This window comes from Collinsella sp. AF19-1LB, from assembly GCF_003459655.1.
Classification (GTDB): Bacteria; Actinomycetota; Coriobacteriia; order Coriobacteriales; family Coriobacteriaceae; genus Collinsella.
Genome location: NZ_QRWO01000017.1, coordinates 23721 through 37831, shown reverse-complemented (window position 1 = coordinate 37831; position 14111 = coordinate 23721). Strand labels below are relative to the sequence as shown.

General features: G+C 60.1%; 13 protein-coding genes. 10 read left to right on the top strand and 3 right to left on the bottom strand.

The window, feature by feature from the left end; translation table 11 throughout:
• Window positions 1–243 precede the first annotated feature (243 nt).
• Complete coding sequence (locus DWX39_RS06285) at window positions 244–2805, bottom strand: hypothetical protein (protein WP_117758875.1); 2562 nt, start codon at window positions 2803–2805, stop codon at window positions 244–246.
• 361 nt (window positions 2806–3166) lie between these two features.
• Between DWX39_RS06285 and DWX39_RS06280 the strand changes: the two genes are divergently transcribed.
• Window positions 3167–3421: a hypothetical protein gene (locus tag DWX39_RS06280; protein WP_117758874.1), complete on the top strand. Its 255-nt coding sequence runs from the start codon at window positions 3167–3169 to the stop codon at window positions 3419–3421.
• A gap of 85 nt (window positions 3422–3506) precedes the next feature.
• Here the strand turns inward: DWX39_RS06280 and DWX39_RS06275 are convergent, their stop codons facing one another.
• Together DWX39_RS06275 and DWX39_RS06270 are read right to left on the bottom strand one after the other, a co-directional pair.
• Complete coding sequence (locus DWX39_RS06275; protein ID WP_117758873.1) at window positions 3507–3926, bottom strand: helix-turn-helix transcriptional regulator; 420 nt, start codon at window positions 3924–3926, stop codon at window positions 3507–3509.
• A 123-nt stretch (window positions 3927–4049) separates the two neighbouring features.
• Entirely contained in the window at window positions 4050–4475 is a 426-nt protein-coding gene (locus DWX39_RS06270) for a helix-turn-helix transcriptional regulator (RefSeq protein ID WP_117758872.1), read from the bottom strand.
• 243 nt (window positions 4476–4718) lie between these two features.
• On the opposite strand from DWX39_RS06270, the gene DWX39_RS06265 reads away from it, so the two are divergent.
• The 9 genes from DWX39_RS06265 (at window position 4719) to DWX39_RS06225 (ending at window position 14108) form a co-directional block, all read left to right on the top strand.
• Complete coding sequence (locus tag DWX39_RS06265; protein ID WP_117758871.1) at window positions 4719–5006, top strand: hypothetical protein; 288 nt, start codon at window positions 4719–4721, stop codon at window positions 5004–5006.
• Window position 5007: 1 nt separating this feature from the next.
• Window positions 5008–5484, top strand: coding sequence for a hypothetical protein (locus DWX39_RS06260; RefSeq protein WP_117758870.1), 477 nt, complete (start codon window positions 5008–5010; stop codon window positions 5482–5484).
• A gap of 208 nt (window positions 5485–5692) precedes the next feature.
• A complete protein-coding gene (locus DWX39_RS06255) occupies window positions 5693–6025 on the top strand; it encodes a MarR family winged helix-turn-helix transcriptional regulator (protein WP_117758869.1) in 333 nt (110 codons plus the stop codon).
• Between the two features lie 10 nt (window positions 6026–6035).
• The gene (locus tag DWX39_RS06250) at window positions 6036–6494 is read left to right on the top strand and encodes a hypothetical protein (RefSeq protein ID WP_117758868.1); all 459 of its coding nucleotides are present in this window, start codon (window positions 6036–6038) and stop codon (window positions 6492–6494) included.
• Window positions 6427–7848, top strand: a complete 1422-nt coding sequence (locus DWX39_RS06245) for a hypothetical protein (RefSeq protein WP_147336382.1) — start codon at window positions 6427–6429, stop codon at window positions 7846–7848. Before DWX39_RS06250 ends, DWX39_RS06245 begins: the two co-directional genes overlap by 68 nt.
• Window positions 7849–7866: 18 nt before the next feature.
• Window positions 7867–9588, top strand: coding sequence for a hypothetical protein (locus tag DWX39_RS06240; RefSeq protein WP_147336381.1), 1722 nt, complete (start codon window positions 7867–7869; stop codon window positions 9586–9588).
• A gap of 146 nt (window positions 9589–9734) precedes the next feature.
• Window positions 9735–11210: a hypothetical protein gene (locus tag DWX39_RS06235; RefSeq protein WP_117758865.1), complete on the top strand. Its 1476-nt coding sequence runs from the start codon at window positions 9735–9737 to the stop codon at window positions 11208–11210.
• Window positions 11210–13315, top strand: coding sequence for a type IV secretory system conjugative DNA transfer family protein (locus DWX39_RS06230; RefSeq protein ID WP_117758864.1), 2106 nt, complete (start codon window positions 11210–11212; stop codon window positions 13313–13315). Before DWX39_RS06235 ends, DWX39_RS06230 begins: the two co-directional genes overlap by 1 nt.
• Before the next feature lie 502 nt (window positions 13316–13817).
• The gene (locus DWX39_RS06225) at window positions 13818–14108 is read left to right on the top strand and encodes a hypothetical protein (protein ID WP_117758863.1); all 291 of its coding nucleotides are present in this window, start codon (window positions 13818–13820) and stop codon (window positions 14106–14108) included.
• Window positions 14109–14111 lie beyond the last annotated feature (3 nt).

Sequence of the window (14111 nt, the reverse complement as noted above, 5' to 3'; positions counted from 1 at the left end):
GATTGTCCAGATGAATGAGGAAAAGAATAAGAAGAATAAGAAAAGTAATCATCTGATATGAGGGAGTCTCTTCGAATGTAATCATTTGGCAGCGGTGTAGCCGAATAGTTCTGTAGTTCCGTAGTCGTGTAACAAGATAGCTCGGTAGACGTGCAGCTACGCAGTGAAGCAAAAAAGAGGAGCCACCATTTCGGCGGCTCCTCCTCTCGAGGGGAAAGGGCTTTGGGTCTAGACCGCTAGGATCTAGAGTGCAGCATGGAGACCACGGCGGCGTGCGATGCCCGCTGCGGCAATCGCGGCTGCGCCCATGCCGGAGATGACGCTCACCTCGAGCGCGGTGGAGTCGCCCGTCTGGGGCAGGGCCTTCTGGTCGGAAGCGGCAGCGGCCTGAGCCTGCTCACCCTGGGCCTGTTTGCCGTTCGCACCCGCAGCCTGGTCGGTTCCGGCTCCACCGGCACCGTTGGCGTTACCGTCCTCGGTGCCGGTCTCGGTGTTACCGCCGGCGATGGTGCCGTTGCCATTCTCGGTCTTGGAAGCCTCGTAGGCATCAGAGAGGTTCTTGTAGTCCTGGGCGGCTGCGGTGTAGTAGGCCTGAGCCTCATCCACGGCGGCGGAAGCGGTGTCGACATCGCCCTGAGCGAGCTTGACGACGGCGGTTGCCTCGATCAACGTGCCATTGGCCTTGTCGGCAGCGGCCTTGAGCTCGGCGAGCTTCTGCTCCGCCTCGTCCTTGCCTGCGGCAGCGGTAGCGGCAGCCACGGCGGCCTTCTGGTAGGCAGTCTCAGCCTCGTCATATGCGAGTTGGGCCGCAGCCAGGTCGGCATCGGCGGCCTCCTTGGCATCCAGCGCCTTCTGCTCGGCGGTGACCGCATCCTCGTAGTCACCCAAGGCCTTTTCGTAGGCGGCCTTCGCGGCGGCACGCTCGCCCTTCTTCACGTCAATCACGGCTACGGCATCCTCGAGGGACTTCTGAGCCTCGACCAAGGCGGTCTTGGCATCGGAAAGCTGACCTTGGAGCTGAGCGGTCTTGTCATGCGCGGCATCGAATTCATCCGCGCCCTGGTCGTAGGCGGCCTGCTTCTCGTCTGCGGTAGCCTTCGCCTGGTCGCGGACGCCGGCGGCATCCTCAACGCCAGGCTTCAAGCCCTGATACTTGGAGGAAGCATCGGCAAAGACCTTGTTCGCCTCGAGCTGAGCCTGATTCAGCTGCTCGAGATTGCCGGCATGGTTCAGGGCATCATCCAGCGCATCGGACGCATCCTTGGCGGCCTTGTCGGCTGCGGCCTTGGCGTCGGTCGCGGCCGCGACGGCCTGCTGTGCGGCCGCCTGATCATCCTTGGCGGTCTTGAGCTGTGCCTCGCAGGTCGGGATGTAGTTGTTCACGATGTCATCGTAGGAGGCCTGCGCGGCATCGACTGCCTTTTGGGCAACATCGACCGCGGCCTGCTTATCACCGAGCGTGGCGGCTTGGGCCTCACGCTCGTCAACAGCGACCTTGATGTCGTTGTAGATGTCCTGTGCCTGCTGGAAGGTGTCACGGGCGGCGTTGACCGCATCCATGAGGGAGGTCAGCTCTTCCTCGGTCGCGGTGCCTGCGACCTGAGCCTGGTAGTAGGCATTTGCGGCTGCGGTATAGGCGGTCTGCTCCTGCTCGAGCTTCTGCTGAGCATTATCGAGGTTCTGGCGATACTGGGGCAGGGAGTCCGCGATGGACTTGATGAGGTCGTACTCGTCCTGGGCTGCAGCGAGAGCGGCCTTCGCGTCTTGGATGTTCTGCTCTGCCTGGGGAACGGTGGCATTTGCGGCATCGAGACGGGTCTGCTCGTTGGCGACGGCCTGCTTGGCCGCCTCGAGCTTGACGTTCGCCTGGTCGAGGGCGGTTTGGGCATCTGCCGCCTTGGACTGGGCGGTATCCTTAGCCTGGGTCAGCTTCTGGATAGCGGCATCGCCCCACTTGCCGAAGGCATCGAGATAGGCGTGGACCTTGCCGTACCAATCGGCCTTCTTGGCCTCCATGTCGGCCTGCGCCGCATCCAACTCGGCCTGCTTCTCATCGAACGTCTTCTGGGCGTCTGCAAGCTCGGCGTTTGCCTGGTCGAGTTCGGACTGGAGGGCATCGAGCTGACTGTGGGCGGCATCCTCGGCCGCCTGGGCATCGGATACCTGCTGCTCGAGGTCGGCAACCTTAGCCTCGGCCTCGTCGACGCCCTGCTGGGCCTTCTCGACGGCCTTCTTCGCGGTATGGACCGCTGCCTTGGCGTCGGTCCATACCTGCTTGGTGGTCTCGATCTTCTCGAACGCGCCTGCGCGTCCCGCCTTTGCGGCCTCGTAGGCTGCAGCAGCCTGCTCGGCAGCCTTTGCAGCGTCGGCTCGCTTTGCGGCGGCGACATCATATGCGGCCTTGGCCTCGGTCAGCTTCTGGTCGGCTGCAGCCTTGGCATCGGACGCGGCCTGTACATCGGCCTCACCTGCCTCAGCGTCGGCGGTTGCCTGATCGTATGCGGTCTGGGCGTCGGCTTGTGCCGACTGTGCGGCATTCATGGCGGCCTTCGCGGTATCGAGCTGCTCGTTTGCCTCGTCCAGCTTGCCCTTGGCGAGATCCATGGTCGCCTTGGCATCCTTTACGGCTTGCTCGGTGACCTTCTGGATGTCGGTCTGGGTGGTTAGCTGATCGCCGTCTGCGGATGCCGTCTGGGCAAATGCCATGGTCTGCATGACCGGGGACAGCATGAGGCCTGCAGTCACGGCCATGGTCACCGCCGGCTTCAAAATCGTCTTCTTGTTCTTTGCCTCGCGTTTGCGCATATCGAGGTCTCCTTCCATTCGGAGGTTTTGCTAGCCCCGTGAAAATACGCCAATCCATGCATTGCCATTCACCTGTTGCCGCAGCGGCAGCAGGTGGCGGTCAAGGTTGCGTGGGATTGCCTCGTAAAGCGCCGTCTAGCAGCGGAATCGGCTTGGCTGTAGCCGTGTAGCTGTGTAGCCGGCTTTGATGCATAGCGATGGAAGGAAAAGGCCGAGCGAGCGCCATCGCCGTGGCTTGACATGAGCGTTGAGCATGCCGCTGCGGCAAGCGCCCCATGTGGACGGTAGCCGCGTGGGACGCTTAATCAATAAAGCCCGCGGCTTCGCGGGCGTATGGCGATGTCTGTCTTGTGGAGGGCGAATGGTTGGAGATCAGTTGAATCTCGTGGAGGTGTCGGTTGAGAAGGATGCGGGCGGCAACCCGACATGCATCATCTGGCCCGATGGGCGAAGGTTTGCCATCTCGAGTAGCGGTGCGCCGCTCATGTGCCCGTCCCGTACCACGGGCAGGTTCGCGTATGTCCGCGATGTCTATGTCATCGGTCGCGGGAACAGGACGCACCGCAGGTCGATTATCGCCGACGGCGGCAAGTGGTATGTCGTCTGCCTGAAGTAGCACGGGTATTCAGGCAGCTAGGTAGGCGTGTAGCTCTGTAGCCGTGTAGTTGAGTATCGAGCTACACGGCTACCTGTAAAATCGGTCAGTCGCGTTCGCTCGGCCAGACCATCAGGCGGTTCGGGTCTTTCGCAAGGCTCCTCATTATGCCAATCAGCTCGCCGCGGGTCTCGGTATTGAGGCGATTGAACAGCGTGACCAACTCAAGCCTCTGCCCGACAGGGGCATCGGTGTCGTCGGCTACCGGCATCTCGGTGTCGAAGAGCTGCTCTATGGTTATGTTCAAGACCCGGCAAAGGGCGAGCAAGTTAGAGACGCGGACCGTTCCCAAGTCGGTTTCAGGGCGGATAATCGTCGTCAACGTGCTCACCGGAATGCCGGCAAGGTTTGCCGCCTGGCTGTTTGAGTATCCGGATCCCTTGATGAGCGACTCCAGTTTAGAGTAGGGGCGGTCCTTGCCCGCTACCTGCTTTTTCGGAGCCGCGGTGGGCTTTTTCCCAGCCATGGTATCGAACTCCTATCTTTCTCGATATGTCTGTATAGCGTCATGTAGGCGGCTATGCAGCTACATGGCTACATATGTAGCTCGGTAGCTGTAGCTTGAAAAGCGCCGGTGCCGCCTGGCGAGCTAATCGGCTTCCCCTGCGCCATCCGGATTTGTTTCCACGTCATCAGGCTCTATCTTCTCGACCTGCACCTCGTGATTTCTCTGCATGTTGGTGGGATCCAATTTCATGGCGCTCGATACGCGCATGAGGCAGGATTTCGCCTGCGCGTTGAAGCCCCTGAAATCGCTCACGAGGGATTCCTCGTCGCCCGAGAGAAGCGCCTTCTTTCCTGGGTTCTCCTCCTCACCATCGAACAGGTCTTCCACAAATGTCTCAAACGGAATGTCCAAGCCCTTGCATATCCTCAGAAACGTGGAGATCTGCATGTTCTGGCATTTCGACCTGCCGTTCACGAAGGTGCTCAAGGTTGAAGTCGAAACCCCGCACCTGCGGCTGAGTTCCGATGCCGTGATACCGTACTTCTCAAGAATCTCCTTGAAGGTCATGGTCTCCCCTATCTGTAGATCAGGTTACTACCCGGCTACAGAATACATGATTTGGAAGTCATTTTCGCGTATGTAGATATAAATCGCGCAAATAGGTAATTTCCACGTATGTAAATTACGATTCCAAATTATATTGCCCAGAATAGAAAAAAGGGTTAATATCTCGCTCGTAGCTACGAATGAGGAACACCATTCCATATTCGTCAACTATGCCCCAAGTAGTTCGTTAGTTACGGAGACATGATGACCGCAAACCCTGTACTGGAGTCCGCATCCAAAATCCTCTTGGATTACGTCGAGGACACGAAATTGTTCGCCACGGCTATCAATGAATCGGTCGGCGGGGCCGAGCTTCTCGACTGTCAGTGCAACTTCCTTCGCGAGCCGACCGCTAGTGAATTCGTGTTTGTGAGGGCGATGCTGCCCGCGGAAGGCGCCGCCCGTCTTTTGGACGCGTTCGACTCTGCCGTCGAGGAGCAGATGCAGCGCATGGCAAATCCATCCTTCGCGTCTGTCGCGGAGGAGATGTAGCGTGATGAATACCGCAGTCAAAAAGAGCGCCAAGTCCGCATCCTTCAGCGATGAGGAGCTCTTGCAGCTCCCGCTCGTTCTCAACTCCGACCAGGCCGCCAAAGTCCTCGGTTGCAGCCGCTCGAAGCTCCAATCAATGTGTCGCGCCGATACCGTCGAGTACCAACGCCTCCAAAACCGCTTCACCTTCAACCGCGATTATATCTTCAAGCTCGCGGGGATCAGCTACGAGGCTCTCTACAAGAGCGTGAGCGAGCGCTGCCTTGCGAGGGAGAAAATCAAAGAGCAGTACGCCCCGCTCTTCAAAAAATACGGCGTGGATATCTTCGGAGGCGAGACCCTTCTGGGCGCAGGTGCGCCCGATAGTGCGGCTCTTATGAAAAACGACGAAGTTGAGGTGGACGAAGCACTGATCGACCAGATCGGAGAAGCCCAGCTCGGCAAGCTGCTACTCAAGACCCTTCTCAAAAATGCCTAGTTGACAAGCTCGGCATAGCGCCACAAAATCAAAGCATACCGGTTCCCCAAGCCGGACGATAGGAGATGAACTGCATGACCCGCCCTGCTGGGCGTGCAGCTGTGAACGCTGCCGCCTATCCGTGCAATCTGTTAGCTATCGACCCCGAGGGTATCAAGCCCTTCGGGGTCTTTTCGCCATGCACGTGCACTTTGGCAGGTGATCTCAAATGAGTTTCACCATCGACCCGTGGATGATGCGCGATCTCGATTTATCGGGAAACGAGCTCATCATCTTCGCCCTGGTCTGCGAAGCGGGCGAAAAGGGCCTCAGCGTCTCAAAACCTAAGCTCGCGTTCCTCAGCAACACATCGGTCACGACCGTCAGGCGTGTTCTGAGCGATCTGTCCGAACGCGGCTACATCGAGCGCACCCATGTCGGCGAGAACGAGCCGAGCACTTGGGTCGCATGTGTCGGCGAGCAGTCACCCAGCTCTCCCTCTCCTATCGAAACGCCTTCCGGCCGAAACAGCCGGAGCAGAGTCATGTCGATAGCAAAATAGGAGGACTATCATGGATTTCGCGTACAACAATCGTAGCAACAACCGTCTGGAGCAAGAGACCTACTGGAAGCAGTACGGCTGGATGAGCCGTCTCGGCCTCAACAACGCCAAGGCAATCGTCTTCGCGCTCATCTTCGAGCGCGACTGCACCGACGACCCCGCCCGTGAGCGCATCACCTCGAAATATATCGCGCAGGCCCTCGATGAGGGTTGCCCTGCCCCAGCCCGCAGTCGCAGGGCGGCCGAGCACGGCATCGCGCGAGTCTTCAAGACGCTCAACGAGCTTGCTGCCAAGGGACTCGTCTGCGCCGTCATGGACGAGGACGGCCTGTCGATGAGCTTCAAGTGCGATTACGATGCCGTGGAATCGGTTCTCGCCGATGCCGACAGCGGCACCGAGGATGCAAAGCTGGCTGACGGGTCAAGCGAAAGCGAGGTCGACGACGGTGCCTACGACAAGATGTCCTGATAACGCGCTCGACCGCAACTTCTATACCGTATTCGACTGGATGGTGGACCCGGCCGGGCTGGGTCTCAAGGCATCCAGCGCCGAGCTGTCGGTCTACGCCAAGATCTACTCGATGAGCCATCATTCGGCATACGGCTACTACGTCACGCAGGACCAGCTCGCCCTCGATCTGTATATCTCGCGCCGCTCCGTCCAGCGTGCGCTCGACAGCCTCTGCAAGGCGGGCCTCATCGGCTACACCGAGCTGTACCGTACCGGCAGGGAGGCGAACGGCATGAAATCGCCGCGCTCCTACTTCGCCGTCCAGGAGAAAATCAATGCCGCGATTGAGGCGACGATACCCGTTTCCGCCTCGCGGGGCGGGCAAATCCTCGATTTCGACTTTCAACAAAGCACAGGTCAGGCTGACGCGCCAACTTGTCACATCTCGGCTGTTGAAAACTCGAGTTTTCAACAATCCGCAGGTCAGGCTGATGCGCCATTTTGTCACAACGATGCGCCAAGTTGTCACATCGATGCGTCAACTTGGCGCAACGATGCGTCATTTTGTCACAACGATGCGCCAAGTTGTCGTATCGGCGCGACCTGCGCAAACGTCGAATCTGATGAAGATACCGCAGCGTCATCTAGCTGCGGAGATGCAGCAAAACCGCAGGATAGCGACCTGTCTTCTTCTGAACGCGATGTATATATAAATAATAATAAGAATAATAATGATAATTATTTTTCTTATTCTTCTGATAATCCCAACGAGGGAGATAGACATTGCGAAGGGAGTGGAAACGGCGAGCCGGGCGGTGAAGGCGGCTGGAGCGCCGAGGTCCGCTATGCGGCCCGCTTCATCGCCGACTCGTCTCCCAAGCATTGCGACGGCATCTTCCTCGAGAGGACCATGGACGCGATCCGCGATGCCATGAACGCGGGTGCCGATGCCGATGAGATATGCGACGCGTGGGACCTCTATCTCGATGAGCTCATGACGCAGAATTCCGAAGGCGGCTCGGCCGCCTTCAAGCGCTACGCGATGTTCCCGCTCAACTGGCTTCGCCGCGCGGACGGGTTTAGGTTCTATCTGAAGAAGGTCCGAGCGGCCAGCGGAAAATCTGCGGGAACCAGCCACGAGGATGCGCCCGAAAACGATTCGGAATGCGCGAATGAAGCCGAGGCGCTTGCGAGGAAGTACTGCCTCACCGCCAACAAGACGACCTCGGGCATCATCTGGACGTTCATGGGCGATTACCACTCGGCGATGATCGCCCCCCGCGCGAAGAACCGACGCGAGGCCCTTCGCTACATGTGCTCGGTCAAGGGCATCGAGGTGCCGAAGGATATCGACGAGTTGACGGAAAACTAAGATCCGATTGGAGAAGCAATGGGACAATTGCCTGCAGACGCCCCCTGCAAGGCGGCTCACAGCTCACGTAACCGCGCACGGCGCATGAAGGCCGCTCGCGCCGAGGCCAGACGGCTCGTTGACGAGGCTCGTGATAAGCGCGATTCGGCCTTGGCCGAACTTTCGTCCGTAAAGGCCGAGCTCGCGAAAACCAAGCAAGAGCATGAGCGCAAGTGCGAGGAGTTCAAGCACAAGTGTGCCGAGATGGCTGCGGCGGTGGAGGCTGCGGCAGATAACGCCGCAGCCGCAGATGAGATTGAGAACCTCAAGCGCATCAATGCGGAGACGCTCGAATTCCTTGATAGCGAGCGGAGCAAGACGCAGGGCCTCTTGGAACGTCTCGGTGAGGCCAATGACCAAATCGAGAGCGAACGCAGCGAGAAGGAGGAGTTCCGTCAGGAAGTTCTCGGCCTGCGCTCCCGTTTAGAGAACACGAGCGGGATGTCGATAGATGAGGTCAACGGCCTTGTCGCTCGGGCACAGGAGGCCGAGAATCGCGCTAGCGAGCTGGCCTTCGACATGTCCACCCTCCAAAACCAGGCAGAGGCCCGCGAGAGGCAGCTCGAGGAAGCTCGGGAGAGCTGCTGGCAGCTCAAGGCCGCTGCGGATGAGCAGATGAAGAGGCTCGAGAACCACAACGCCGCCTTGCACGATTCCGTCGCCCAGACCAAAGCCGAGCTCGAGACGGTTTCGGCCGAGCGGGACGAACTGCTGGGTAAGCTCGGCGATTCATCGAGCCGGATCGAGGAGCTGGAGTCTTCGCTCGAGGTCGAGCGGCAAGGCGCCAGCCACCTGCGCGACAGCGAACAGTCGAGCGCCGACAAGATCGGCGACCTCGCGCGGGAAAACGAGGCCCTCGGAAAAAGTCTCGCCCAGACCCAGAAGGCACGAGCCGATGCGGCCGCAGCCCTTGAGGCCGTGCAGGCGAACAGCGAGTCGATCAAGGCGGACCTTCAGGCGGCACGGGAGGAGAACCACCGCCAGCGCCATGACTACGATCAGAAAATCGGAGAGCTGGTGCGCGGTCAGGAGCGGCTACGCGAGCAGGTGCAGGCGGCACAGGGCAAGCTCGAAGAGGACGCGGCGGAATACGAAAAGCGTATCGCGGAGCTTCAGGAGGCGCTCGATTCCAAGCAGGAAGAGGTCAACCGTGCCGTCAGCGATTCGCACAAGGATGAGTTGGAGCGTCTCCAGAAGGAGGTCGAGTCCGAGCGCGAACGAGCCGACCGAGCCGAGGGCAAGGCGCGAGCCGTAGAGCTTCTGCGGGAAGACCTGGAAAGCTACAAGGGCAAGGTCGGCGCCTTGCGGCAGCAGCTTTCGGTATGCTCGAACTTGAAGGACGACCTCGAGGATGCGGAGTCCAAGCTGATGGAAGCCACCGCACGCGCGACTGATGCCGAGGGCCGCGCACGTGCGGCCGAGCGGGATTCAAGCAGACTCGCCAAGGAACTCGAGCGCGTCAACATGAAGCTCGCCGATGAGTCATCGCGTGCGGACGGGGCCTCGGCGGCTTTGCAGGAAGCCGACGGCGTCAAAAGCCTCGCCCTACCCCATGGGCTTCTCCCCGGGGAGGTGACCACCGTCGCGTTTGGGTCGGGATTCCAGAAGTTCCTCGTCAAGAAGCTCATCTACAAGTCCGACGGCAGCATCCTCGCCGAAAACGAGCACGGCCAGTCCGTATCGATGGGCGTTTGGCGCTAGATGGCACCTTCACTCCCGTTGAGTCGATGCGAAACGGTTGAATCTAACCGCTGCGGCACGACCCGAAGGGGGTTTCTCTCTCCGATGTAGCCTGCGCTGTGGCTGAGCATTGGGCTTGGTCACAGCGACCTTCGGAGGTAGAGGATATGCCATCAATTTCAGATGAGGCCGGAATCAAGCTGCTCAACATACTCGAGATGTTCGGCAGGGAGATGCTCAGGAACAAAATCAATGAGTCGAACCGCTTGCGAGCAGAAGCCCGAGACGCCAAGTCGGCGGCCAAGGGCCTATCGAACAACGGCAAGGGGATGAAAAAACAAGACTATACGACGACTTGGTTCGATTCTCCCGCTGAAGCGCAGGCGACCCTTCGCGAGTTGAAGCAGATCTCCCCGAAACTATTTGCCAACTCCACCGTCGTCGGCCACTTCCTCGTCCATCCGAAAGACGGAAAGGACAGTCACGGGAAGCGCACCCACACCATTCAAGATGCCATCTACGACATCAGCCGAGACCATCGATATGCCGCCCGCATCATCAATCTCGACAAACTCGATAAGGGCAAAGCGGACAAGGGCTATATCAAAAGCCTGCCCGATGGGGACTGCACCCGTTTCACGTTCGGAGAGTTCGAGAACGAGGCATCCTCGTTCAACGCCGCCTACTATTGCTCCATCTTGCAGGATTACGACATCAACGCCCGCCATATCGGCAACCAAGTCATCGTCAACAAAGGCGATGCAGATCACGCCTTGGAAGCCCTCGATATCGAGGGAAAGAAGATCCAAGCCATGGGACCCGAGCGCGGCGAGCTGTTCATGCGCCAGCGCTACAAGGACCGCATCGGCGTGGAATTCGAACCTCCGCTCATCGAAGATGGGACTGATGGATATGACGAGGCAGGCGGCGATATGGGTGTCGATATGCCGACGTCCGAGGTCGAGCCCGAGCATGGAGACGATAATCGTGCAGATGCCGATGAGCGTGCAGATGAGGGTGTAGACCCAGATCATGATGTGCGCGACCCGGACGATGGCGGGGTCTTCGCCCCGAGTCTCGATGACGTCGATGAGACACGCGGTGAGGAGAGTCCCGCCGGCAACGCCGCAGACGGCAAGACCGGACCTGAATCCACGGAGGCTATCGCCGAGGAGGAACTGGCCGAGAAGACGGTGGAGTCCGCGCCGGCAGTCCGAGCCGATGGCGATTTGAGCGCCGCCGATGCGGACGAGGCGCTGTCGCGCGAGACCCGCAAGGCCGAGCTACACGAGGATATCTCCAACAGCAAGACCACGGCGGACTGCGTCCAGGCTCGCCCCGATGCCCATAACGGTGACCTCTCCACGCCCTATGCCGATGGGCAGGATGCCCCCGGCACCGGGGACTCCGACGGAGACGGCATTCGCGATGCCGCCGAGGACCGCGATGGGGACGGGACGCCCGACAAGCTCGATTCGGATGCCGAATGTATCGATGACGACCCCGATTACGAGCCCGTCAGCATGAAGGAACGCAACATCGACGAGCTGATGAGTGACAAGGGCGAAGAGGCCGCATATGTCGCATCCCGCTCCGCTGCCCAAGCCGAGAAGGACGTCTCGCTCGAGACGGTGAACCGCTAATGAAGGTCACGAAAGAGGTGGCGCCGCTTTTGGGCGCGGCGGCTGCCACCCTCCCCTTCGCCTACCTCGGCAACAGGTTCGTCGACTGCGCCTGCTCCTATTCGGATATGCTCGAGGGCCTCACGGCCGCCCCTGCGGAGATGTGGGGCTTCATCGCCGCCCATCCGTTCCGTCTGTTGACGAACGACGCCGGCATGCTCGGCATGCTCCTCGGAATCTGCATCCCTTGGGCAATTGCCATGGTGTGCCTGGTCTATGGGCAGAAGAACACCCGAGTCGGCGAGGAGCACGGTTCGGCGCGGTGGGCCACCACCGAGGAACTCGCGCCTTTCATCGAGGATAAAAATCCGCAAGGATTTGCGAACGCGCTGCTTCTCTCGAAGAGCACCGGTCGCGCTTGGAGCCGCGAGGGCTTCTCGATGAACTACGACGGCAACATGAACGTGCTGGTCATCGGCGGCTCGGGCGCAGGCAAGACGCGCTACTATGTGAAGCCCAACGTGTGCCAGATGAATTCCGACCTGTTCATCACCGACCCCAAGGGCGACCTCCTGCTCGATGTCGGCAACATGCTCACGAACAACGGCTATGAGATCCGCTCGTTCAACACGTTCTTCCCCGACCGCTCCCTGATCTACAACCCGCTCCACTACGTCAGGACCGACCTCGAAATCCAGTCGTTCGCGGGACTTCTCATCTCCATGACGACGCCTCCCAAGTCCAGCTCGGGAGACCCGTTTTGGGAGAAGTCCGAGAAGATGCTCTACATGGCGCTCATCGCGTTCATGCGCGACTACTGCCCCGCCCAGGACTACAACATCGGCGGCCTTCTCAAGCTGCTGTCGATGGCCAAGGCATCCGAGTCCAACGAGAACTACAAGAGCCCGCTGGACCTCATCTTCGACGAAATCGAGACCGGTATGCGACGGGTCAAGCGCAACCCGAAGAATCCCGAGGTCAAGGAGCGTGCAGCTCAGAACCCGACCCCCTCGGACGCACCGGAGGAGATCTCGGTCTACACCGGCGCGGACGGCGAGCGCTTCGACCTCGTCCCGTCGGCCTTCCGCCGTCATTCGGACAACAAGCGACCGTATGACAACGTCCACAAGAACGGAAAGCGCGGGTTCGACCCCACCGAGGACTACGCCTTGGAGAACTACCGCAAGTTCCAGTCCGCAGCCGGCAAGACGCTCAAGTCGATTCTGATCACCTGCAACGCACGCCTGGCGCCGTTCACCGCCGCCGAAGTGAAGCAGCTTGTCGTCGGCGAGGATCAGATGCACCTCGAGCGCTTCGGAGACCCCGACTCGAAGAACGCGATCTTCGCCATCTTCGACGACACGGACCAAAGGACGCTGGGCTTTCTGCACGGAATGATGGTCTACCAGACGGTGCGAGTCCTGTGCCACAAGGCCTTGGAGAAATACAACGGCAAGCTGCCGCGCCCGGTCAACTTCATCCTCGACGAGTACCGCTCCCTGTCGCTTCCCGCCGACATCTCGGGCTTCATCTCCGTCCTGCGCTCGCGAAACATCGCGATGTCGGTCATCTTGCAGGCCAAGTCCCAGCTCGCCGAGCTCTACGACGAGGCGACCGCCGACTCCATCGTGGGCTGCTGCGATACCGTCCTTTATCTCGGTGGCGGCAAGGCCAACAAGGGCACGACCTCGACCTGCGAGTTCATCTCCGATTCTTGCGGCCAGCAGACCGTCTTCCAGGAGAACTACTCTCAGAGCCACGGAGGACAGGGCAGCTGGTCGAAGAGCGGCCAGACCGTCGGCCGCGCCCTCATCGATCCCGCCGAGGTGGCAAAGCTCCCCAAGACGGAATGCGTCGTGCTCATCAACGGCGCCAACCCCATCGTCGATGAGAAGTACCCGCTCACGGAGCATCCGAACTACAGGATGATGGCCGATACGCCCGGATTCGATATCAAGAAGTACATGGCGGAGAAGCGCCGCCGCGAGGAACGCGAGTACTCCGCACGCCTCGCGAGTCAATCCAAGTCGATGCCGCGGCGGATGCCTTTGCGTGGTCGATCGGATGCCGAGGTCGGCAAGCACTACAAGTCCCGCGATACGGATTCAACCGGCAAGGCGGAATAGAGGGCAGCGGCTCTATTGATTCTGTGCAAGGGGTTCACGGGAGCGTCCGGCGAGCCCCTTTTTTGTATCTGCCCGAGGTCGTTAACTGCGCGAATGCCTCGATGTTGCCGCTGCGGCAAGACGTGGGTGCCTTTCGGCCGCGCCGTGTATCTTCGTGGCGTCCATTGGGTCGGCACGCCGCCGCCCTGTACCCGGTACGGAGGATCGCATGTCTACCGAAGCACCTGAAAAAGAAAAGCGCCGGACCCGTGACGGCCCGACGCCTTGACATGCGGTGCGCACCCCGGCCGCGAACGACCTACCTGCATTCCCTTGCGGGCCCCAAACAGTTCATGGGTGCGCTAGACAGGAGATGACAGCGGTTCTCACGAACCTCTTCACCCTGGCGCCTTATCGGCGCATACGCATAATAACACATTCGGCGCATTTGGACCAATAAGGCATTTTCAAGCTACTTGGTCGATTTAGCACATCTGCACCGATACACCTGAAAGGAATACACATGAACCCGATTTACCACGCCCTTGCCGTAGCCACCGTCCAGCTCGGCCAGCTCGATTCCGCCGGCGGCATCCTCGGCAACATCACCTCCCTGCTCAAGGGCGGTATTCAGATGCTGGGCGCCATCATGGTCGTCTGGGGCGGCGTCACCATCGGCATCAACGTCCACAACGGCGCCTCGGGCAACGGCGCTGCTATCGCCGCTGGCGTCGGCACGCTGATCGGCGGCGTCATCGTGTCTGCCGCAGCCCTGTACTTCGGTACGCTCGACACCAGCTGGGTGCGAGGCTAAGCG

What these genes read in the sequence shown, in the direction of transcription:
- DWX39_RS06230 (WP_117758864.1), top strand. Translation starts at nt 11,210, where the DNA reads ATGAAGGTCACGAAAGAGGTGGCGCCGCTTTTGGGCGCGGCGGCTGCC.
- DWX39_RS06285 (WP_117758875.1), bottom strand. Translation starts at nt 2,805, where the DNA reads ATGCGCAAACGCGAGGCAAAGAACAAGAAGACGATTTTGAAGCCGGCG.
- DWX39_RS06270 (WP_117758872.1), bottom strand. Translation starts at nt 4,475, where the DNA reads ATGACCTTCAAGGAGATTCTTGAGAAGTACGGTATCACGGCATCGGAA.
- DWX39_RS06265 (WP_117758871.1), top strand. Translation starts at nt 4,719, where the DNA reads ATGACCGCAAACCCTGTACTGGAGTCCGCATCCAAAATCCTCTTGGAT.
- DWX39_RS06245 (WP_147336382.1), top strand. Translation starts at nt 6,427, where the DNA reads ATGCAAAGCTGGCTGACGGGTCAAGCGAAAGCGAGGTCGACGACGGTG.
- DWX39_RS06240 (WP_147336381.1), top strand. Translation starts at nt 7,867, where the DNA reads ATGGGACAATTGCCTGCAGACGCCCCCTGCAAGGCGGCTCACAGCTCA.
- DWX39_RS06275 (WP_117758873.1), bottom strand. Translation starts at nt 3,926, where the DNA reads ATGGCTGGGAAAAAGCCCACCGCGGCTCCGAAAAAGCAGGTAGCGGGC.
- DWX39_RS06250 (WP_117758868.1), top strand. Translation starts at nt 6,036, where the DNA reads ATGGATTTCGCGTACAACAATCGTAGCAACAACCGTCTGGAGCAAGAG.
- DWX39_RS06225 (WP_117758863.1), top strand. Translation starts at nt 13,818, where the DNA reads ATGAACCCGATTTACCACGCCCTTGCCGTAGCCACCGTCCAGCTCGGC.
- DWX39_RS06280 (WP_117758874.1), top strand. Translation starts at nt 3,167, where the DNA reads ATGGTTGGAGATCAGTTGAATCTCGTGGAGGTGTCGGTTGAGAAGGAT.
- DWX39_RS06255 (WP_117758869.1), top strand. Translation starts at nt 5,693, where the DNA reads ATGAGTTTCACCATCGACCCGTGGATGATGCGCGATCTCGATTTATCG.
- DWX39_RS06235 (WP_117758865.1), top strand. Translation starts at nt 9,735, where the DNA reads ATGCCATCAATTTCAGATGAGGCCGGAATCAAGCTGCTCAACATACTC.